The sequence below is a fragment of the Mesorhizobium sp. LjRoot246 genome, assembly GCF_964254115.1.
GTDB lineage: Bacteria > Pseudomonadota > Alphaproteobacteria > Rhizobiales > Rhizobiaceae > Mesorhizobium.
On record NZ_CAXUSN020000001.1, the window covers coordinates 1825001 to 1846177 of the forward strand.

The 21177-nt window shown below is 62.8% G+C and carries 15 protein-coding genes, 1 tRNA gene and 2 rRNA genes (1 of these 18 running past the window's edge); 15 read left to right on the forward strand and 3 right to left on the reverse strand.

All coding sequences use genetic code 11. The annotated features are described in order from the left end of the window. From ACSQ3L_RS08750 to ACSQ3L_RS08805, 12 genes are all read left to right on the forward strand, one after another. A 23S ribosomal RNA gene (locus ACSQ3L_RS08750) occupies nucleotides 1-2312 on the forward strand (it extends 510 nt beyond the left edge of the window). Nucleotides 2313-2589: 277 nt separating this feature from the next. Beyond that, nucleotides 2590-2704, forward strand: a 5S ribosomal RNA gene (gene rrf / locus ACSQ3L_RS08755). Between the two features lie 214 nt (nucleotides 2705-2918). Then, a tRNA-Met gene (locus ACSQ3L_RS08760) sits at nucleotides 2919-2995 on the forward strand. Nucleotides 2996-3448: 453 nt separating this feature from the next. Next, the gene (locus ACSQ3L_RS08765) at nucleotides 3449-4480 is read left to right on the forward strand and encodes a substrate-binding domain-containing protein (RefSeq protein WP_436159570.1); all 1032 of its coding nucleotides are present in this window, start codon (nucleotides 3449-3451) and stop codon (nucleotides 4478-4480) included. A 95-nt stretch (nucleotides 4481-4575) separates the two neighbouring features. Beyond that, nucleotides 4576-6111 carry a sugar ABC transporter ATP-binding protein gene (locus ACSQ3L_RS08770; RefSeq protein WP_436159571.1) on the forward strand — a complete coding sequence of 512 codons (1536 nt, stop codon included), beginning with the start codon at nucleotides 4576-4578 and terminating at the stop codon, nucleotides 6109-6111. Nucleotides 6112-6187: 76 nt separating this feature from the next. Beyond that, on the forward strand, nucleotides 6188-7111 hold the full coding sequence (locus ACSQ3L_RS08775) for an ABC transporter permease (RefSeq protein WP_245270382.1): 924 nt from the start codon (nucleotides 6188-6190) through the stop codon (nucleotides 7109-7111). 25 nt (nucleotides 7112-7136) lie between these two features. Further along, nucleotides 7137-8117, forward strand: a complete 981-nt coding sequence (locus ACSQ3L_RS08780) for a sugar-binding transcriptional regulator (protein ID WP_436159572.1) — start codon at nucleotides 7137-7139, stop codon at nucleotides 8115-8117. Next, entirely contained in the window at nucleotides 8114-9109 is a 996-nt protein-coding gene (locus ACSQ3L_RS08785; RefSeq protein ID WP_436159573.1) for an aldo/keto reductase, read from the forward strand. Before ACSQ3L_RS08780 ends, ACSQ3L_RS08785 begins: the two co-directional genes overlap by 4 nt. Nucleotides 9110-9130: 21 nt before the next feature. Beyond that, complete coding sequence (locus ACSQ3L_RS08790) at nucleotides 9131-10828, forward strand: glycerol-3-phosphate dehydrogenase/oxidase (RefSeq protein ID WP_436159574.1); 1698 nt, start codon at nucleotides 9131-9133, stop codon at nucleotides 10826-10828. Then, entirely contained in the window at nucleotides 10819-11661 is an 843-nt protein-coding gene (locus ACSQ3L_RS08795; protein ID WP_436159575.1) for a class I fructose-bisphosphate aldolase, read from the forward strand. The genes ACSQ3L_RS08790 and ACSQ3L_RS08795 overlap by 10 nt, the downstream gene beginning before the upstream one ends. Before the next feature lie 22 nt (nucleotides 11662-11683). Then, nucleotides 11684-13198, forward strand: coding sequence for an FGGY-family carbohydrate kinase (locus tag ACSQ3L_RS08800; protein WP_436159576.1), 1515 nt, complete (start codon nucleotides 11684-11686; stop codon nucleotides 13196-13198). After that, the gene (locus ACSQ3L_RS08805; RefSeq protein WP_436159577.1) at nucleotides 13195-14811 is read left to right on the forward strand and encodes a GMC family oxidoreductase; all 1617 of its coding nucleotides are present in this window, start codon (nucleotides 13195-13197) and stop codon (nucleotides 14809-14811) included. Before ACSQ3L_RS08800 ends, ACSQ3L_RS08805 begins: the two co-directional genes overlap by 4 nt. A gap of 8 nt (nucleotides 14812-14819) precedes the next feature. Here the strand turns inward: ACSQ3L_RS08805 and ACSQ3L_RS08810 are convergent, their stop codons facing one another. After that, nucleotides 14820-15737 (reverse strand): LysR substrate-binding domain-containing protein, encoded by a 918-nt coding sequence (locus tag ACSQ3L_RS08810; protein ID WP_436159578.1) that lies wholly within the window; start codon nucleotides 15735-15737, stop codon nucleotides 14820-14822. A gap of 132 nt (nucleotides 15738-15869) precedes the next feature. Between ACSQ3L_RS08810 and ACSQ3L_RS08815 the strand changes: the two genes are divergently transcribed. Together ACSQ3L_RS08815 and ACSQ3L_RS08820 are read left to right on the forward strand one after the other, a co-directional pair. Then, complete coding sequence (locus tag ACSQ3L_RS08815) at nucleotides 15870-16508, forward strand: DsbA family protein (RefSeq protein WP_436159579.1); 639 nt, start codon at nucleotides 15870-15872, stop codon at nucleotides 16506-16508. A gap of 38 nt (nucleotides 16509-16546) precedes the next feature. Then, nucleotides 16547-17158, forward strand: a complete 612-nt coding sequence (locus ACSQ3L_RS08820; protein WP_436159580.1) for an NAD(P)-dependent oxidoreductase — start codon at nucleotides 16547-16549, stop codon at nucleotides 17156-17158. Between the two features lie 146 nt (nucleotides 17159-17304). Here ACSQ3L_RS08820 and ACSQ3L_RS08825 read toward each other — a convergent pair whose 3' ends face one another. Beyond that, nucleotides 17305-18744: an ROK family protein gene (locus ACSQ3L_RS08825; RefSeq protein WP_436159581.1), complete on the reverse strand. Its 1440-nt coding sequence runs from the start codon at nucleotides 18742-18744 to the stop codon at nucleotides 17305-17307. 106 nt (nucleotides 18745-18850) lie between these two features. Continuing rightward, complete coding sequence (locus ACSQ3L_RS08830) at nucleotides 18851-19756, reverse strand: tagatose-bisphosphate aldolase (protein WP_436159582.1); 906 nt, start codon at nucleotides 19754-19756, stop codon at nucleotides 18851-18853. 286 nt (nucleotides 19757-20042) lie between these two features. Here ACSQ3L_RS08830 and ACSQ3L_RS08835 point away from each other — a divergent pair, with 286 nt between their 5' ends. Further along, nucleotides 20043-20948, forward strand: a complete 906-nt coding sequence (locus ACSQ3L_RS08835) for a sugar-binding transcriptional regulator (protein WP_436159583.1) — start codon at nucleotides 20043-20045, stop codon at nucleotides 20946-20948. Nucleotides 20949-21177: the final 229 nt, after the last annotated feature.

The window sequence follows — 21177 nt, forward strand, 5'->3', positions numbered from 1 at the left end:
TAGTACCGTGAGGGAAAGGTGAAAAGCACCCCGACAAGGGGAGTGAAAGAGTACCTGAAACCGATTGCCTACAAACAGTGGAAGCCCAAGGTTCGTCCTGGGTGACCACGTACCTTTTGTATAATGGGTCAGCGACTTAGTGTGACGAGCAAGCTTAAACCGCTAGGTGTAGGCGCAGCGAAAGCGAGTCTGAATAGGGCGTTCAGTTCGTCGCATTAGACCCGAAACCGAGTGATCTAGCCATGAGCAGGTTGAAGGTAAGGTAACACTTACTGGAGGACCGAACCCATAACTGTTGCAATAGTTCGGGATGACTTGTGGCTAGGGGTGAAAGGCCAATCAAACTCGGAAATAGCTGGTTCTCCGCGAAATCTATTTAGGTAGAGCGTCGACCGAATACCCCAGGGGGTAGAGCACTGGATGGGCTAGGGGTCCTCACCGGATTACCAAACCTAACCAAACTCCGAATACCTGGGAGTACTAGTCGGCAGACACACGGCGGGTGCTAACGTCCGTCGTGAAAAGGGAAACAACCCTGACCTACAGCTAAGGTCCCCAAGTTATGGCTAAGTGGGAAAGGATGTGAGGATCCCAAAACAACCAGGATGTTGGCTTAGAAGCAGCCATCATTTAAAGAAAGCGTAACAGCTCACTGGTCTAAATAAGGGTCTTTGCGCCGAAAATGTAACGGGGCTAAAGCCATACACCGAAGCTTAGGGTTTGGTCCGCAAGGGCCAAGCGGTAGCGGAGCGTTCTGTAAGCTGATGAAGCCATACCCGTGAGGGGTGGTGGAGGTATCAGAAGTGCGAATGCTGACATGAGTAACGTAAGGGGAGTGAGAGACTCCCCCGCCGAAAGACCAAGGGTTCCTGCTTAAAGCTAATCTGAGCAGGGTTAGCCGGCCCCTAAGACGAGGCGGAAACGCGTAGTCGATGGGAACCACGTTAATATTCGTGGGCTTGGAGGTAGTGACGGATCATTGAGGTAGTCCAATCTTATCGGATTGAACGGGCTGCTGCGTGGTTCCAGGAAATAGCTCCTCCTTATAAACCGTACCCGAAACCGACACTGGTGGTCTGGTAGAGTATACCAAGGCGCTTGAGAGAACTATGCTGAAGGAACTCGGCAAATTGCACGCGTAACTTCGGAAGAAGCGTGACCCTTTTCTACGCAAGTAGAGGAGGGTGGCACAGACCAGGGGGTAGCGACTGTTTATCAAAAACACAGGGCTCTGCGAAGTCGCAAGACGACGTATAGGGTCTGACGCCTGCCCGGTGCTGGAAGGTTAAGAGGAGGGGTGCAAGCTCTGAATCGAAGCCCCAGTAAACGGCGGCCGTAACTATAACGGTCCTAAGGTAGCGAAATTCCTTGTCGGGTAAGTTCCGACCTGCACGAATGGCGTAACGACTTCCCCGCTGTCTCCAGCATAGACTCAGTGAAATTGAATTCCCCGTGAAGATGCGGGGTTCCTGCGGTTAGACGGAAAGACCCCGTGCACCTTTACTATAGCTTTACATTGGCATTCGTAGTGGCATGTGTAGGATAGGTGGTAGGCTTTGAAACCTGGGCGCCAGCTCAGGTGGAGCCACCCTTGAAATACCACCCTTATTACTATGGATGTCTAACCGCGGCCCGTTATCCGGGTCCGGGACAATGTATGGTGGGTAGTTTGACTGGGGCGGTCGCCTCCTAAAGAGTAACGGAGGCGCGCGATGGTGGGCTCAGAACGGTCGGAAATCGTTCGCTGAGTGCAATGGCATAAGCCTGCCTGACTGCGAGACTGACAAGTCGAGCAGAGACGAAAGTCGGTCATAGTGATCCGGTGGTCCCGCGTGGAAGGGCCATCGCTCAACGGATAAAAGGTACGCCGGGGATAACAGGCTGATGACCCCCAAGAGTCCATATCGACGGGGTTGTTTGGCACCTCGATGTCGACTCATCGCATCCTGGGGCTGGAGCAGGTCCCAAGGGTATGGCTGTTCGCCATTTAAAGCGGTACGTGAGTTGGGTTCAGAACGTCGTGAGACAGTTCGGTCCCTATCTGCCGTGGGTGTAGGAATATTGAAAGGATCTGTCCCTAGTACGAGAGGACCGGGATGGACGGATCTCTGGTGGACCTGTTGTGGCGCCAGCCGCATAGCAGGGTAGCTATATCCGGACGGGATAACCGCTGAAGGCATCTAAGCGGGAAACCCACCTTAAAACGAGTATTCCCTGAGAACCGTGGAAGACGACCACGTTGATAGGCCGGGTGTGGAAGAGCGGCAACGCTTGAAGCTTACCGGTACTAATAGTTCGATCGGCTTGATCGTTCTCATTCCTTATGCTCATCTGACGAAGTCAGATGATCTGTTCTCACTCACGCTTGTTCCGCCCTGCGGGCGGCGCTACGTGGGTGCGGCGCATCAGCGCCGACGGTCGGTCGACCTTGCGAAGCTTCGCTTCGAAAGGCGCCAACCCAAAGAACCGTAAAGGCACACAAAGACCAGCGAACAGCTCAGAGAAAGCAGCAAATAGGGGTCCCTATTCGCTACTCACTATTGGCTATTCGCTAGAAACAGCTTCTCGAAACAACGTGCGTTTTGCCGACCTGGTGGTTATGGCGGAGCGGCTGCACCCGATCCCATTCCGAACTCGGCCGTGAAACGCTCCAGCGCTGATGGTACTTCGTCTCAAGACGCGGGAGAGTAGGTCGCTGCCAGGTCTGCTAAACGCACGTTGATCTCACTTCCAGGCTCAAACGATCCCGGATGGAGAGAAATCTTCTCTTTATGATTTGGCCCGCCAAGGGATACCGGGCCGCGTAAGCGGCCCTTTCATTTGGTCAGCCAACTACCTATTTGTAGGCCTTGGCTTACGTCCAATAAAGCAAGCAAGAGCTTGCTTAGGAACGCAAGCAAACGCTTGCCTAGGGTTGACGCGGGGTGGAGCAGCCCGGTAGCTCGTCAGGCTCATAACCTGAAGGTCACAGGTTCAAATCCTGTCCCCGCAACCAAATACCCAAACGGCCCGCCTCGTGCGGGCCGTTTTGATATCAGGCTGTGGTGGCCATCGATTTGCCCTGGCTCAGGGACCTGCAAGCAGGCGAAGCCAAAGCCGCGGGACAAAAAACCAATCCTGTCCCCGAAACCAAACTTCAAACTAACCCAAACAGCCCGCCAGGCATAACGCCGGCGGGCCGTTCGCGTTCAACGGCCGCGGATCGAAGCGCCCGCGCCGGACCTTGGTGCGGCCGTGATCGGCTTCACCGAGCCAGAACGTATGCGGTCCCCCGAGTCGCGATATGAAATATATTTCACTATGTGAATTATATTGACAATGCGGGGCCGGGCTGTAATGTCCCGATCGTCGGCTTTCGGAGGAAGGTCGGCTTCATCAAATCCACACGGCAGCGCTCGCGGAGTGTCTGCGACGGTCATTGAGGATGGCTTCGGCCAAGGGAGGAAACTTGCGCAAATTTCTGAGCACGCTCGCAATCGCGGCGGCTGCATCGACCTGCTTTGGGCCGATGCAGGCACGCGCCGAAACCCCCAACCCGTTCAAATGCGAGCCGGGTGAAAAATACGTCATGAACGTCATGGTCTCGGGCGTCGAATACTGGTTCCCGGTCTATGAAATGTTCAAGCAGGCCGGCCAGCAGTTCGGCTGCGAGACCGCCTATACGGGTACGCCCGAATACGACGTCAACAAGCAGATCGCGACCTTCGACCAAGCGCTGGCACAGAAGCCGGCCGGCATACTGGTGCACCCGATGAACTCCGATCCGTTCATCGAGCCGATCAACCGCGCCATCGAGCAGGGCACCGCGGTGGTGACCTTCGCCGCCGACTCGCCGAATTCCAAGCGCGTCTCCTACATCACCTCCGACAACAATGCCGAAGGCACCTATGCCGCCGACGCCGTTGCCAAGGCGATGGACGGCAAGGGCGAATATGCCGTGCTGGAGAACCCCGGCCAGGACAACCACGACAAGCGCGTCAACGCCTTCGTCGCGCGCATGGAAGCTAAATGGCCTGACATGAAGCTCGTCGGCCGCGCTGCTTCGAACCAGGATCCGACCAAGGCCTATCAGGCCGTTCTGAGCCTGGCGCAGGCGCATCCCGACCTCGGTGCCGTGTTCATGCCGGAGGCCAACTCGGCCATCGGTGCCGCCCAGGCCGCCAAGGAAGGCGGCGGCAAGATCCGCGTCATGCTTGCCGACGTCAACGCCAAGATCCTCGACATGATCAAGGCCGGCGAGATCTTCGGATCGGTCAATCCAAACCAGGGCATGCAGGGCTATATGGGCTTCATGCTGTTGTGGATGGCCAAGCATCCCGGCCTCATCGATCCGATGAACGATGCCAAGCGTTCGGGCTTCAACCCGATGAGCGTGCCCTTCGTCGACAATGGCTTCTCCATCGTCTCCAAGGACAATGCGGACGACTTCTACTGGGACAAGTACCTTAAGCGTCGCGGCACCAAGGGCATCGAGGAGTAGTCTCGATCTCACCGCCCCGGCCTCGGCAAGGCCGGATCAACCGGGAAGGAGGCTTCGGCCTCCTTCCTCCCCCGCAAGCATCGCAGGAGCATGGCGTGACCCAAGCGCCCATTCTTGAAATCCGTGGCCTGTCCAAGGCGTTTGGCCCGGTCAAGGCGCTGAGCGATGTGCAGTTCGAGCTGCGGCGCGGCGAAATCCATGCGCTGTGCGGCGAGAACGGCGCCGGCAAGTCGACGTTGATGAACATGATCGCCGGCGTGCTGCAGCCCGACGAAGGGCAAATCCTGATCGACGGTGAGCGCGTTTCGATCCACTCGCCGGCGGCCGCGCAACGCCTCGGCATCGCGCTTGTCCACCAGGAGATCGCGCTCTGCCAGGATGCGACGGTTGCCGAGAACATCTACATGGCCGCGATCAACAGCCGGCGCGCGCCGCTGATGAATTTCCAGAAGCTCTACGCCGATGCCCAGAAGGTCATGGACCTGCTCGCGCCCATTCCGGTGCGCACCAGGGTCGCCGACCTCTCCATTTCCAGCCAGCAGCTCGTCGAGATCGCTAAGGCGCTGACGCTCGACTGCAAGGTGCTGATGCTCGATGAGCCGACCGCGGCGTTGACCGAAAGCGAAGCGCAGCGCCTGTTCTCGATCGTGCGCTGCCTCAGGGACCGTGGCATTTCCGTGGTCTATATCAGCCATCGCATGGCCGAGATATTCTCGCTGTGCGACCGCGTCACCGTCTTCCGCGATGGCCGCTACGTTGCTACCGATCCGATCGCCGCCGTCTCGCCGGACGATGTCGTGCGCAAGATGGTCGGCCGCGAAATCACCCAGCTCTATCCCGGCAAGCTGGCGCCGCAGGAGCCTGGACGCCTGCTCCTCTCGGTCGAGGGGCTCTCCGATGGCCGCCGCTTCGCCGACGTCGATCTGCAGCTTCGCGCTGGCGAAATTCTGGGCATAGGCGGCCTCATCGGCGCCGGCCGCAGCGAGATCGCGCAAACGGTCTGTGGCCTCAGGCCAATGACGGCAGGAACCGTTGCGCTCGACGGACAGCAGCTCCGGCTGCGCGGCTATGGCGATGCGGTCAAGGCGGGGCTGGTCTATCTCTCTGAGGACCGCAAAGGCTCCGGCGTGTTCCTCGATCTGCCGATCGCGGCGAACATCTCCGCGCTCGACCTCGGCCGGCTCACCGGGCCACTCGGCCTGCTCGACCGCAAGGCCGAGGATCGTCAGGCGAAGGAACTGACCGGCAGGCTCGGCGTGCGCATGGCTGGTATCGATGCCGCCGTCTCGACGCTGAGCGGCGGCAACCAGCAGAAGGTCGCCATCGCCAGGCAACTGTCCGTCGATCCCAAGGTCATCATCATGGACGAGCCGACACGCGGCATCGATGTCGGCGCCAAGGTCGAGATCCACCGGCTGCTGCGCCAGCTTGCCGGCAGCGGTGTCGGCGTCATTGTCATCTCGTCGGAACTGCCGGAACTGATCGGTCTGTGCGACCGCGTTCTGGTGGTGCGCGAAGGCAGGATCGCCGGCGAACTCTCCGCCGGCGAGCTCGGCGAGGAAGCCATCATCATGCTCGCCTCGGGCGTCCAGAACAGTTCAACTCAAAGGCAGGCCCAGAATGTCGCCTAGGCAATCAGGAGAAGCGCTCGTGCACGCCGAGATCAAGGCCGCCGGGCGGCGGATCAATTTCGCTCAGCTCGCCTCGATGCGCGAGGCCGGGCTGATCGTCATCATCCTGGCGCTGTGCATCGCCATGAGCTTTGCCTCGCCGCACTTCCTGACATGGGGCAATTTCCGCGCCATGCTGATGAGCTTTTCCATCGAAGGCATCGTCGTCGTCGGCATGACCATCCTGCTCATCGTGGGCGGCATCGACCTTTCCGTCGGCTCGGTCGTGTGTTTTTCGATGGTGGTCTCCGGCGCGCTGTTCCTCGCCGGCCTCGATCCATGGACGGCAAGCCTGATCGGCATCGGCGTCAGCGCGCTGATCGGCGCGGCGATGGGCTTCTTCGTCACGGTGATAGGCCTCAATCATTTCATCACGTCGCTGGCGGCCATGGTCATCGTGCGCGGCATGTGCCTGGTGGTCACCAAGGGCACGCCGCTGTCGCTGTTCACCCTGCCGCCGGCCTTCAAGGCCATCGGCCAGGGCAGCTTCAACAACATCCCCTATGTCATCCTGATCTTCGTCGTCGTGGTGGCGATCTTCGACTTCCTGCTGCGTCGTGCCACGGCTTTCCGCAAGGTTTTCTACACTGGCTCCAACGAGAAGGCCGCGCAGTTCTCGGGCATCAGGACCAATCAGGTGAAGTTCTGGGTCACGGTGCTGTGCTCGACCCTCGCTGGACTGGCCGGTGTCATCTACATGGCGCGCTTCGGCGCGGCGACACCGACCTTCGGCGCCGGCATGGAGCTCAACATCATTGCCGCGGCCGTCATCGGCGGCGCCTCGCTCAATGGCGGCTCGGGCACCATCTTCGGGGCGATCCTCGGCATGGCGTTGCTGTCGGTGGTGACGAGCTCGCTTATCCTGCTCGATGTCTCGGTCTATTGGCAGGACATGATCAAGGGATGCATCCTGCTGGCGGCGGTGTCGATCGATCACTTCCTGCACCGCAAGAAGTCCTGAACCTCAAAGGCAGCGAAGCAAGACCATGGCCCCTCCCAACACACGCGACGACATCGCCGCTGTCCGCCAGATGCACCAGGCGCTTGTCCTGCATTATGTCGAAGGCAAGACCCAGGCCGAGATTGCCAGGGAGCTGGGCATCTCGCACGCCACCGTCAACCGGCTCATCAAGCGCGGCCGCCAGCTCGGCCTCGTCGAGATCAAGATCAAGTCGCCGATCGACCATCTGGTCGAGCTGGAAGCGCGGTTGGTGGCGCTGGGCGGCATCGAACGGGCGATGGTGGTGCCGTCGGTCTCCGACAATCCGCACACGGCCCTGCAGCGGGTCGGCGAGGCGGCGGCTGGGCTGCTGCTCGACACCATCAAGGACGGCGACACGATTTCGATCACCGGCGGCAAGGGCGTCAGCGCGCTGGTCGCCGGGCTGAAGCCCGGGCGCCGATACGACGTCGAAATCATTCCGGCCACCGGGCTGGTCCAGGGCAAGCACTACACCGACGTCAATCACGTCGCCTCGCTGATGGCGGACAAGCTCGGCGGGCGCGCCTATCAGATACATGCGCCGCTGTTTGCGGACACCGCGCAGCAGCGCGAGATGCTGATGGGCATCAGCTCCGTCGCCGACGTGTTTCGCAAGGCGCGCGAGGCCGATGTGGCGGTGGTCGGTGTCGGCTCCATCCTGACAGACGATTCCAGCTACTACGATCTGCATCCGTCCTCGAACGCCGATCGCCAGGCCATCGAGAGGTCCGGGGCGACAGGCGAGCTGCTCGCTCATCTCATCGATCGCCAGGGCAAGCTCTGCAACTACTCGCTCAACCGTTCGCTGGTCTCGTTGACGCTGGACGAGTTCGCCACGATCCCGCGCTCCATCGGCATTGCGAGCGGACCCAGCAAGGTCGCGCCGATCTTGAGCACCATGCGCGGAAACCATCTCGACACCATCGTCACGGACGAGGCCACCGGGCTCCAGATACTCGAGCTGGCCGAACAGGAGGCAGCATGAATTCTCGACAGATCCAGCGGCAGATCGGCAAGTCCGGCATATCGGCGTCGGCTGTGGGCCTGGGCACCTGGGCGATTGGCGGATGGATGTGGGGCGGCACCGACGAGCAGGAATCGATCAGGGCGATCGAAGCCTCGATCGATGCCGGCCTCAGCCTGATCGACACCGCACCGGCCTACGGACTTGGCCGCAGCGAGGCGATCGTCGGCACCGCCATCAAGGGCAAGCGCGACAAAGTGGTGATCGCGACCAAATGCGGGCTGAACTGGCATTCCGGCAAGGGCGGCCATTTCTTCGACCAGGACGGCAAGCCGGTGCATCGCTATCTCGGCGCCGACGGCATCGCCTATGAGGTCGAGCAGAGCCTGCGGCGTCTCGGCACGGATCATATCGACCTCTACATCACCCATTGGCAGGACCCGACCACGCCGATCGCCGAGACGGTGGCGGTGCTGGAAAAGCTCAAGGCGGCCGGCAAGATTCGCGCCATCGGCGCCAGCAATGTCAGCGCTGAGGATCTCGGCCACTATATCGACGCCGGCCAGCTCGATGCGATCCAGGAGCGCTATTCGATGATCGACCGCGAGATCGAGAGTAGCCTGCTGCCGGTCACGCGCGCGCACGACATCGCCACGCTCAGCTACTCGTCGCTGGCGCTGGGGCTGCTCACCGGCACGGTCGAACCCGGCCGCACATTCGGCGGCGACGACCAGCGCAAGGACAACCCACGCTTCTCCATGGCCAACCGGCAGAAGGTGGCAAAATTGAAGGAGGCCATCGCCCCGATTGCCACAGGCCATCAAGCGTCGATGGCGCAGATCGTCATCGCCTGGACGCTCGTCCAGCCGGGCATCACTTTCGCCCTGTGCGGCGCGCGCAATCCCGAACAGGCGCTCGACAATGCACGGGCCGGGGAGATCACGCTTGCGGCGAGCGAGCTTGCGGCCATCGACGCCGCGGCAGTCGCGCATCTCACCGCGATGGATGCCTGAGCAAAAAAGGCAACAGCCCCGATGAACCGTAGCCATACAATCGCCGGTCTGCGCGACCGGCCGGATATTGCCGTGCTCGTCATCGGTGGCGGCATCAACGGCATCAGCGTCTTTCGCGAACTGGCCCTGCAAGGCGTCGATGTCGTGCTGGCGGAAAAGGGCGACTATTGCAGTGGCGCCAGTGCCGCCCTTTCACGCATGGTGCATGGCGGCCTGCGCTACCTCGAAAACGGCGAGTTCAAACTGGTGCGCGAATCGCTGCTCGAACGCGACCGGCTGCTGAGGAATGCCCCGCACTATGTGGCCCCATTGCCGACGACGGTGCCGATCTTCGACATCTTCTCCGGTCTTGCCAATAGCGCGGTGCGTTTCCTGGGGCTGACGCGGCGCCCCAGCCGGCGTGGCGCGCTGGTCATCAAAACAGGTCTCGCCATGTACGACCTGTTCACCGCCGCACGCCGATTGATGCCGACGCACAGATTCAGGGGCCGCGCCGAGACCTTGAAAAAATGGCCGGCGATTAACCCGGCGATCCGCAATTCGGCGACCTACTACGACGCCTGGGTGAGCCGGCCCGAGCGCCTCGGCCTCGAGATGCTGCTGGACGCCGCTGCGAGCGGGGCGAATGCGCGCGCCTTGAACTATGCACAGGTATCGTCGACCGGCGATGGCCTTGTCATTGCCGACACGCTGACCGGCGAGGCGCTGCCGGTGCGGCCGCAACTGGTCATCAACGGCACCGGCGGTTGGATCGACCTCACCAACAAGGCCATCGGGGCAGCGGCGCCGACGATGATGGGCGGCACCAAGGGCTCGCATCTCATTGTCGACAACAATGAACTGTTCGACGCGCTCGGTGGCCATATGGTCTATTACGAGAACGAGGACGGGCGCATCTGCATCCTGTTTCCCTATCTGGGCAAGGTGCTGATCGGCTCGACCGACATCCGGGTTGATGATCCGGACCAGGTCCGTTGCGAGGAGGACGAGCAGCGCTACATCCTGCAGTCGCTGGCCTTCGTCTTTCCCTCGATCAAGGTTACCGACGACCAGATCGTGTTTCGTTTCGCGGGAGTACGCCCCTTGCCCGCCAGCGAGGACAGTTTTACCGGCCGCATACCACGCGATCACCTTTGCGAGTTCGTCGAGCCTGCCGGACTCCTGCCGGCGACACTGTGCATGATCGGCGGCAAATGGACCACCTTCCGTTCGTTCGGAGCGTTGGCCGCCGATATGGCTTTGAAGCGGCTGGAGCTGGTCCGCAGCAAGGGCACGCAGGACATGGCTATCGGTGGCGGCCGCGACTTCCCGGCCGATCCGGAGGCCTGGTGCGCGTCATTCGCCGGCGAGCACGGCCTGCCGGTCGAGCGCGCGCGCGCGCTTCTGCAGCGCTACGGCACATCGGCCGGGGATTTCGTTTCGCACCCTGCGGGCGAACAGATGCTGCCGCAGTCGGACTATTCGGCAAGCGAGATCGGGCACATCATCGAGCACGAGCATGTCGAGTGCCTTGCCGACCTGTTCCTGCGCCGCACCACCATTGCCATTTCGGGCGGCCTGAGCTTCGATCTCATCAACGCCGTTCTCGACCTGCTGGCGGCGCACAAAGGCTGGAGCGCCCGCGAGGCCGCCGCCGAACGCTCGACCTTTCTCGCCCTGCTGGCCGACCGGCATGGCATCGACCTCCAGACGCATCAAAGGAGCGCCCTATGCGCGTAAACAAGAAAGTCCGCATGAACCGGCTGTTCGGCGGTGGCCGCTGTCTCGACGTGGCCATCGATCATGGTGTCTGCAACGAGCCGAGCTTTCTTGCCGGGCTCGAAGACATGGCCAGTGTGGTCAATCAGTTGGTCAAGGCCGGCCCTGATGCCATCCAGATGAATTACGGCCAGGCCGATCTGCTGCAATCCGTGCCAGGCAAGGGCAAGCCGGCGCTGGTGATGCGCATCGACATGGGCAATCCCTATAACAAGATACGCCACCGGGCGATGTGGGCGGTGCTGCAGAACGAAGCCGAGCCCTTGCTCGGCGCCATCGAAATGGATGCGGCCTGTGTCGTGGTCAATCTGTTCATGCTGCCCGACGAGCCGGATCTGTTTAGGCAATGCGTGCAGAACATCGCCCGCGTGCGCGCCGATTGCGAGAAATACGGCCTGCCGCTGATGATCGAGCCGCTGGCCATGCTGCCGGTTGCCGAACATGGCGGCTACATGGTCGATGGCGATGCCGAAAAGATTGTCACCTTGACCCGGCTTGCCCGCGAGATGGGTGCCGATATCATCAAGGCCGATCCGACCACCGATCCCAGCGACTTCCACCGCGTCGTCGAGGCCGCGCGCTGCCCGGTTCTGGTGCGCGGCGGCGGCAAGGAGGATTTGCGTGCCGTGTTCGACAAGTCGGCTGCCTTGATGGCACAGGGGGCGCTTGGCATGGTCTATGGCCGCAACATCTACCAGCATGTCAACCCGAGTGCTGTCGTGCGTGGGCTGATAGCGATCATTCATGACGATGCCGATGGCGGCGTGGCCTGGGACCTGTACAACCAGGCATAGGCTGCGGCCTCGGGAGGCGCCAATGGCAAGCTACATTCTCGGCCTCGATGCCGGCAACACCGTCATAAAGGCCATCCTCTTCGACCTGTCGGGGCGCGAGCTGGCACTTGCCGCCCGCGACGGCCCCTCGTCCATGCCAAAGCCCGGACATGTCGAGCGCGACCTCGACGAACTCTGGCGCAACGCGGTTTCGGTCATCGGCCAATGCATCGCCGAGGCTGGCATCGACGCCGGCGAGATCGTCGCCATCGGCTGCGCCGGCCATGGCAACGGGCTCTACGCGCTCGATCGCGCGGGTGCGCCGCTGATCGGCATCCAGTCGCTGGACACGCGCGCGGTCGGCATCGTTGCCGAATGGGCAAAACAGAATGTCGGCGACCGCACCTATGCACACTGCCTGCAACGGCCGTGGGCGGCGCAGACGCCGACCCTGCTTGCCTGGCTCAAGCGCTTTTCGCCGGCTTTGTTTGCCAACATCGGGACTGTGTTCCTGTGCAAGGATTTCGTCGTCAACCGCCTGACCGGCGCGCGCAGCAGCGATACTTCAGACATGTCGGGTTGCGGCCTGCTGCAGATGCAGGACCGCCGCTACGAGCCGGACCTGCTTGCCGCCTACGGGCTCGGCGATTGTATGGACCTGCTGCCCCCAGTGCTGGAATCGGCCGACATTGCGGGCCATGTCAGTGAAGAGGTGGCAGCCCTGACGGGACTGCGCGCCGGCACGCCCGTCGTTGCCGGGCTGTTCGATGTCGTCGCCAGCGCGGTCGGGTCGGGCGTGACCAGAACCGGTGCCGCCTCGGTCATCGCCGGAACCTGGAGCATCAACCAGGTCATCACCGACGAACCGATCCGCGACCCTTCGATCTTCATGCTGTCGACTTTCGATCGCCAGCGCTATCTGGCGATCGAATCCAGCGCGACCTCGGCCGCCAATCTCGAATGGATCGTTCGCGAATTTCTCGAGCATGGCGGCGAAGCCGGCAAGTCGCCGTTCGAATTGTGCAGTGAACTTGTCGCGTCCGTCGATCCGGAAAGCGACATCCCGATCTATCATCCCTTCCTCTACGGCTCGCAGCAGAATGGCCATGCACGCGCCGGCTTCTACGGCATCGCTGGCTGGCACAGCCGAGCACATCTGCTGCGTGCGCTGTTCGAGGGCGTCGTCTTCGAGCACAAGCGCCATGTCGAGACCTTGCACAAAGCAGGCGCCGATTTCGATCGGGTGGTGCTGTCCGGCGGCGGCTCGCGCAGCAGCGTCTGGCCGCAGATCTTCGCTGACGTGCTTGGCGTGCCCGTCACCGTGGCGCGCAGCCGCGAAACCGGCGCCCTGGGAGCGGCGATCGCGGCGGGCGCCGGCGTTGGTATCTTCGCGGACTACAGCGCCGGTGCTGCCGCCATGACGGCTGCCGCCCGGCACTTTGTACCCAACGGGGCGGTTGCCGGCGCTTATGCGCGGCGGTATCGCCTGTATGGCGAGATCAACCAGGCGATGACCCCGATGTGGGAGCGCATCGCGGCACAGCAGGCGCGCACGTGACTGAAGCTTCCCCGTCCCCGTTCGGCAGTTACGATTACGTCATCGTCGGTGCCGGCTCCGCTGGCTGCGTGCTCGCCAACCGGCTCTCCGCCGATCCGCGCAACAAGGTGCTCTTGCTCGAAGCCGGCGGCAGCGACCGCTATCACTGGGTCGATATCCCGATCGGCTACCTCTTCTGCATGGGCAACCCGCGCACCGACTGGATGATGAAGACCGAGCCGGAAGCCGGTCTCAACGGACGCAGCCTCAACTATCCGCGCGGCAAGGTGCTTGGCGGCTGTTCATCGATCAACGGCATGATCTACATGCGGGGCCAGGCAGCCGACTATGATGGCTGGCGTCAGGCCGGCAATGCCGGCTGGGGCTGGGACGATGTCCTACCTTACTTCCTCAAGTCGGAAGACTTCCATGGCGGCAGGAGCGCCATGCACGGCAGCGGCGGAGAGTGGCGGGTCGAACGGCAACGGCTGTCATGGCCGATCCTGGACGCCTTCCGGGACGCTGCCGAGGAACTCGGCATTCCGCGCACCGAAGACTTCAACACCGGCAACAATGAAGGTTCCGGCTATTTCGAGGTCAACCAGCGGAAGGGCGTGCGCTGGAACACATCGAAAGCGTTCCTGCGCGGCATAGCGGCCCGCAAGAACCTGCGCGTGGTGCTCGGCGCGGAGACTGAACGGCTCGAATTCGACGGCCGGCGAGTCACCGGACTCGTCTTCCGCCAAGGCGATCGCCTGCATCAGGTCCGCGCTGGACAGACGATCCTTGCAGCCGGCGCCATCAACTCGCCGAAGCTGCTCGAACTGTCGGGGGTGGGTCGCCCCGACCTGCTTTCGAGCATTGGCATGGATGTTCATCACGCTTTGCCGGGCGTCGGTGAAAATCTGCAGGACCATCTGCAGATCCGCACCGTCTTCAAGGTCGCCAACACCGCCACGCTCAACCAGCGCTATCACAATCTGTTCAGCCGCGCGTCGATGGGGCTGGAGTACGCGCTCAAGCGCAGCGGGCCGCTGTCGATGGCGCCGAGCCAGCTCGGCATCTTCGCCAGGAGCGATGCGCGGCTCGCAACGCCCGACCTCGAATATCATGTGCAGCCGCTGAGCACCGACCGTCTGGGCGAGCCGCTGCATCGCTTTCCAGCCGTGACAGTGTCGGTCTGCAATCTGCGTCCGGAAAGCCGGGGCACCGTACATATGGGGTCATCCGATGCGCGGGAGGCGGCGAAGATCCAACCTAACTATCTCTCCACCGAGGGAGACCGCAGTGTGGCCATCGCGTCGTTGCGCCATGTTCGCAGTCTGATGAAGGCCCGGGCGGTGGCGCGCTTTGCGCCGGAAGAGATGCTGCCTGGCGCGCAATATGACAGCGACGAGGACCTCATCCGCAAGGCCGGCGATATCGGCACGACGATCTTCCACCCGGTCGGCACCTGCAAGATGGGTTCGGACTCGATGGCGGTGGTCGACGATCGGTTGCGTGTTCACGGGCTTGGCGGACTGCGCGTGGTCGATGCCTCGATCATGCCGACAATCGTTTCGGGCAACACCAATTCGCCGGTCGTCATGATCGCGGAAAAGGCGGCCGAGATGATCCTGCAAGAGGTCCGCTGACTGTGGCTTCAAGCTGTGGCAACAGCGCGCGACCGCCTTTTCTCGGCGGCCGCGAGCAGATCGACGAAGGCGCGCACCTTGGCAGGCCGGAACCGCGCCGGCGGAAAGACCGCATGGATGCCGCCTGACGGCAAGCTCCAGCCGGCAAACACCGGCACCAGCCGCCCTTCGGCGATATCGTCGCTGACGCTGTAATCCGGAAAGACGCCCAGCCCGATGCCGGCGAGCACGCATGCGAGGGCAGCCGGGCTCTTGTCGCACATGACGACCGGATTGAGTTCGGTCAGCACCGTCTCATTGTCCCTGGAAAACAACCATTGGCCAATGCCGCGCAGTTGGGCGTTGCCGACCCAGGCCAGCGATCTTGCGTGGCGCGGCGTCACGTCGGGCGGCAGGCCCGCCGCGAAGCCAGGGCTCGCCACCACGGTTTGCCGGATCGTACCCAGGCGCCGCGCCTGGTTCGAGGAATCGGCGAGCCAACCGACGCGGATACCGAGATCGATCTGCTCGTCCACCAGATTGCTGACCGCGTCATCGAAGATCGCCTCGACGTGCATTTGCGGATAGGTTCTGAGATAGGCCGCCATGACCGGGGCCACCATCTTGGTGCCGTAGTCGAGCGGCGCGGTCAGTCTCAGCGTTCCGTTTGGTTCGATGGCTCCGCGCGAGATTTCGCCATAGGCCGCCTCCGCTTCGCGCAGGATGATCATCGCGCGATCATAGAACAGACGGCCCTCTTCGGTCGGCGTGACGCGCCGTGTCGTGCGCTGCAGCAGCGTTGCCCCGAGTTCCTCCTCCAGCTTGCCGAGCTGATGGCTGACCACTGCCTTGGCAACGCCAAGCCTGTCGGCCGCGGCAGTGAATGAGCCGGTTTCCATCACCGTGGTGAAGTAGGCCAGCCGATTGAGGTTCAGAAGTTCAGCCAAGATGGCACCTTTGTCTGGTTGGATCAGACAGTTTGTATTATTGGGCGCCATTTATCGCAAGACCGCGGTCTGCCACATAGGAGCCAAGGGCGTTCGACCAAGCCGACAGCCGGACCAAGGATGGTAGCGATTATGGGCAATTCAGAAGTGACCTATCTTTTCGACCCGCTCTGCGGCTGGTGCTATGGCGCCACCCCGATGCTCGACAGGCTGTCGGTAAGCGGCGTCCATGTCGAGCTGTTGCCGACCGGCCTGTTCTCCGGTTCCGGCGCGCGTCCGATGGATGAAAATTTTGCCGCCCACGCCTGGGCGAACGACCAGCGCATCGAGCGCTTGACCGGGCAGCCGTTCACGCAGGCCTATCAGCGCAATGTCCTCAATGTTCGTGGAACCTTGCTGGACTCGCATGCCGCAACGCTCGGTATCAGTGCCGCCGGCCTGGAAGATCCCAGCCGCCGGCTTGCCGCGCTGAAGACGATCCAGCGGGCGCGCTATGTCGACGGCCGCGATATCGCGACAATCGATGGTGTGGCCGAGGTGCTTGCCGCCGCCGGCATGGCGGATGCCGGCGAGTTGCTGAAAACACCGACGGAAGGGCTGCTGACGGCCCACCGCGAGCTGGTCGGCCGCGGCCGCGCGCTGTTCCAGCGCCTGCATGCCGATGGCGTGCCTTCGCTGGCGGTTATCCGCAACGATGCGCCCCGCCTCATCGGTTCGAACGCACTGTTCGGTAGCTTTGACAATCTCGTCGCCCATATCGCGGCGGCGTGATCCCCAGCAAACCTCCAACAAGGAATAAGGAAATAGACATGGCAAAAGTCGCTCTCATTGGTGCATCGGGTGCTGTCGGTTCGCGCCTTCTCAAAGAACTCTCCGATCGTGGCCATACCGTCACCGGCATTGCGCGCAACCCGGAAAAGATCGCGGCGCTGCCGGGCGTGACGGCCAGGAAGGGCGATGTCTTCGACGAGAAGGGTCTGTCCGACCTGATTCGCGGCCATGATGTGGTGGTCAGCTCCGTGCATTTTCTGGACAGCGATGCCGACACGCTGATCGCCGGGGTGCGCGCCTCCGGCGTGAAGCGCTATCTCGTCGTCGGCGGCGCCGGCAGTCTCGAAGTCGCGCCCGGCAAGCGGCTGGTCGACACGCCCGAATTCCCTGATATCTACAAGGCCGAAGCGCAAAAGGGCGCCGACTTCCTGGACAGATTGAAGACGGTAAGCGACCTCGATTGGACGTTCCTGTCGCCATCCGCCATGTTCGTTCCGGGCGAACGCACCGGAAAATTCCGCCTTGGCAAGGACACGCTTCTCGCCTCGGACAAGGGCAGCAGCATTTCCTTCGAGGACTATGCGATCGTCATGGTCGACGAGATCGAGAAGCCAGCCCATATCAAGCAGCGCTTCACCGTCGGCTACTGATCGCACACCCCGAGGGAATGGCCCGAAAATCGAGTAGCGGTTTTTGGGCCGGTCCGTTCCCGGGAGAACGAACGCTTTTTTGCAGGTAGCTCACGTTTGCGGGGAGCCACCTCTCGCTCTTGGCAAGTTCTTCTCCAACAACGCCTCTACGTGTCGCCGGCCATCACCGCCCGCAGCCATGCCGTGATGGCATCGAAATCGATAGGTTTTGTCGTGTCGACGTCGAGGAGCGGTCCGCGCCGCAGCGGTTCGGCGCGCCTGGCGAGTTCAATCAGTTCGGGGATATAGGCGGCACCGGGATGGCCGGCGGGACGCTGGTCGAGCCGGGCGCCGTAGCGCTCGGCGAGCACCTCGCCGGGCGCGTGACACCAGATCTCGACGGTCTGCCCGACACCTGCTTTTCTGAGATGGTCCTCGAGAACCTGACGCGGCTGGAAGCCGAACCAGGCATCGACGATCATGGTGGTGCCCGCAGGGGCTTCGCCGACGACCGACCAGATCGCTTGATAGCTGGCGCGGCCGAGCGTGCGGTTGAATTCGCGGTCGCCGCCGCCAAGCACTTCGAGGAACGGATTCTTGATCGTGTCGAGCGCGAGCAGCGGCCATCCCATGCGGTCGGCAATGCCGCGCGAAACGGTGCTCTTGCCGCTGGCGGGGATACCGTTGACGAGCACCGCACGCCTGGCGCGACTGGACCGGGCCACGGACGAAACCGGACCTGTGTCCGGTTCGACGGCCAGGGCCTGGAGGCCGGCGCCAATCACCCCCGCATCGTCGCTGAGCTGCGCGGGTTCCACCGGGCACTGATACCAAGGCGCCAGCGCCGGCGCGCGGCCGAGTGCTGTGTGTGCCGCCCGGCCAAGGCCGCCGCCCAGCAACACCAGCTCAGGATCGAGCACGGCAACAGCCGTATCGATGGCGGCACGCAGGGGCCTGGCCCAGGCGTCCAGTATGCCGCGCGCCTGGATCTCGCCGGCGGCATCGCGGGCGAAGAGTTGATCGACAGAAATGTCGGCGCCGAGCCCGGCGCGCGCAATGTGACGGCCGAGCGCCGTTCCCGAACTGGTGGTTTCGACGCAGCCGCGCCGCCCGCAGGCGCAGGCCTCGCCGTCGACGTCGACGGTGATATGACCGAGCTGGCCCGCCGTTGCCGAACCGCGCAGGATCCGGCGATCTTGCGCGACGGCGCCGCCAATGCCGGTGCCTATGGTGAACATGACGATGTTGCCACGGCCCCGCCCGGCGCCGAGCGCCATCTCGGCGGCCAGCGCCATGTTGCAGTCATTGTCGATGATGACGGGCTTGCCTGTCATGTCTTCCAGGCGCTGCGCGAGCGCAACCGAAGCGAGGTCGACGTAGCCACCTGACAGGACGGCGCCGCGCCGCGCATCGACGCGGCCGGGGACGCCGACGCCGATGGCCTTCACATCCAATGTGTCGAGAAGGCGCACCATATCGGCGATGCGGCCGAGCACCAGCTCCGGATCGTGCGCGCTTTTTTCGGAAACGCGCTTGAGGATCTCACCGCTACCGGAGATGCGGGCGGCACGCAGGTTTGTGCCGCCGATATCGATCCCTATGGCCATCGATCTTTGTGGCATGACGTCCCGTGCGTGCCCGATATAAGCGCCGACCCATGCAACCGCTCCCGCCGAACCGGAGAGTTGCTCCTTCCCGTTGGCCGAAAATGCCTTAGGCGGCCTTCTGCCGGTAGTGTCCGATCACGGCCTGGATTTCTCGCAGTCGCGGCACGGCAATGGTCTTAAGCCTTTCGCGCTGAATGTCACGGTCGAGCGAGATGCAGTCCTTCCACAGCGAGCGGCCGGCGATGACGCCCGAGGCGCCGTTCTGCATGGCGATCTCGACCTGGCCGAGGAAGGTTGCGTGGTTGACACCGGCCGAAAGCACCGCCCACGGCACCTCGCCGGCCATTTTGGTGATGTTGGCACAGGCTTCCGGCGTTCCGGGGTAGGGAAGCTTCAGCACCTTCGCGCCGCATTCCAGCGAGATTCTTGTCCCTTCCTCGATAAGCCACGGGGTCTTCGCCACATAGTCTTCCGGGCTTTCGCCTTCGAGTTGATAGGTCAGGAACTCGACGACCAGCAGCAGGTCCTCCTTGCCGAAATCGGCGATGCACCGGCGCAGGATGGCGATGTTGTGTTCGTTGGCCTCGGGCTTGTCGGCTCTGAGATAGACCATGATCTTGCCGCCCGTGCCGCCCAGCGCGCGGACACGGCGCGCATCGATGCCGGGAACCAGGCGCGACAGCCGGTAGCCGTCGGGCGAGACATCAAAACCCGAGGCGTCGAGGCCGATGAGCAATGCCGTGTCACGGTTCAGCACGCCCTCGTCGACAATGCGCGGCACCGCGCAGAGCGGGTCGAGCAGCACGCAGGACGCCGCACTGGCGAGGTAGCGCGTGATATCCGCCTTGGTGTCGCCGAGCATGTCGTTGGTGATCCTGGCCTGTTCAGCCGGATCCGACGCCAGCAAGGTCCGCATGCCGCCGCGCTGGTCGCAAGCGATGGCCACCATGGCCCCGTCCTTGCCACATATCTGCTGGTAGCCGCGCAACTCCGCGGTGGTCATCTTCGTCATGATCTTCAGTCCGATGTTGGCGCTCCCTCGCGGAAGGCGCGGATCCCGATGAAATAACAATGTTCAGTCCTGCCCGCCTTTGCCGGCAGGAAATTTTTGCCGCGTGGTGCACCATCCGCTCTCGAAACACGTGCCTCGCCGACATTGCCACCCGAAAGCGGCCGGACGTTGCGAGTTGGCTGGATTTGCGCGATAACTCCCGTCGGCGTATGTGGTGTAACACGTTGCTGAAAGGAATTGCAAGCTGCCTGTTCCCCCCATCCAGGATGCAACCGCATCGCGGACGATGCTGCACACGGTCGCCAAGCTGCACTATGTGGAAGAGATGTCGCAGGTCGATATCGCGCGGCAGCTCGGTGTCTCCACCGCGACGATTTCGCGCCTGCTGCAACGGGCGCGGGCTGAGGGGATCGTGCGGATCGAGGTTCTCGACCTGGCAACGCCGGGGGATATCACCAGGCAGTTGATCGACGGGTTGAAATTGCGAGATGCCGCGGTGGTCGAGACGCCCGCGGCGGGCACGCTGGCAGCGCTCGCGGCACCACTTGGCGGGCTGCTCCGGCAGGCGCAACTGGTGGCGGGCTCCGTGGTCGCCATTGGTTGGGGGCGCGCCGTGCGCGAGGTCATCCGGGCCGGCCTGCCGCGCATGCCCGGCGTGCTCACCGTCGCCGCCACCGGCGGCATGCAGCAGCACGCGGCGCATTTTCAGGTCAACGAGTTCGTCAGGCTTGCCGCCGAGGAGTTCGGCGGCACGCCGCATTTCATCCATGCGCCCTATCTGCCGTCCACGGAGCTGCGCGAGGTCTTCCTGCGCGACACCGTCATCCGCGACGCCGTCGCCCTGTGGGAGAGGACCGACGTTGCGATTGTCGGCATCGGTCTGCCGCATGCCATCAATGCGCCCGAGGCAAGTGCCGCCACACCGAGTGAACAAGCCCTGGTTCAAGCGGCTGGCGATGTGCTTCGGCATTATTTCGATGCTGAAGGGGCGTCGATCGCCTGGGAAGGGGAGAGCCGGATGATCGCCATGTCGCCGGCGCAGCTTCGCGCCGTGCCGCTGGTGATCGGCCTTGCCGCGTCACCGGAGAAAGCAACCGCAATCATCGGCGCCGCTCGCGCAGGGCTCATCAACACGCTGGTGACCGATACTAAGACGGCGCAGGCCATCCTCGCGGCGCTTGCGCAGCAATAGAACCAGCAGATCTTGTCGCTGTGATGGCCAGATGGAGCCCGCAAAGCTGCCGCGAAAACCAGTTGTGTCGCCGTGAGGGTCGGGCAATAGTTAGCCGGGGCTCCGCGGAGCAGTCGGATGTTGCACGGTGTGAAAAGCCCGGCGCCGCAGCTTGGAAAAACCGAGTTGCAATTTATTTCTGCAAAGTGTTACAAATGTGTGCCGCGCCGGAAAAGCATGGCGCGGGGTA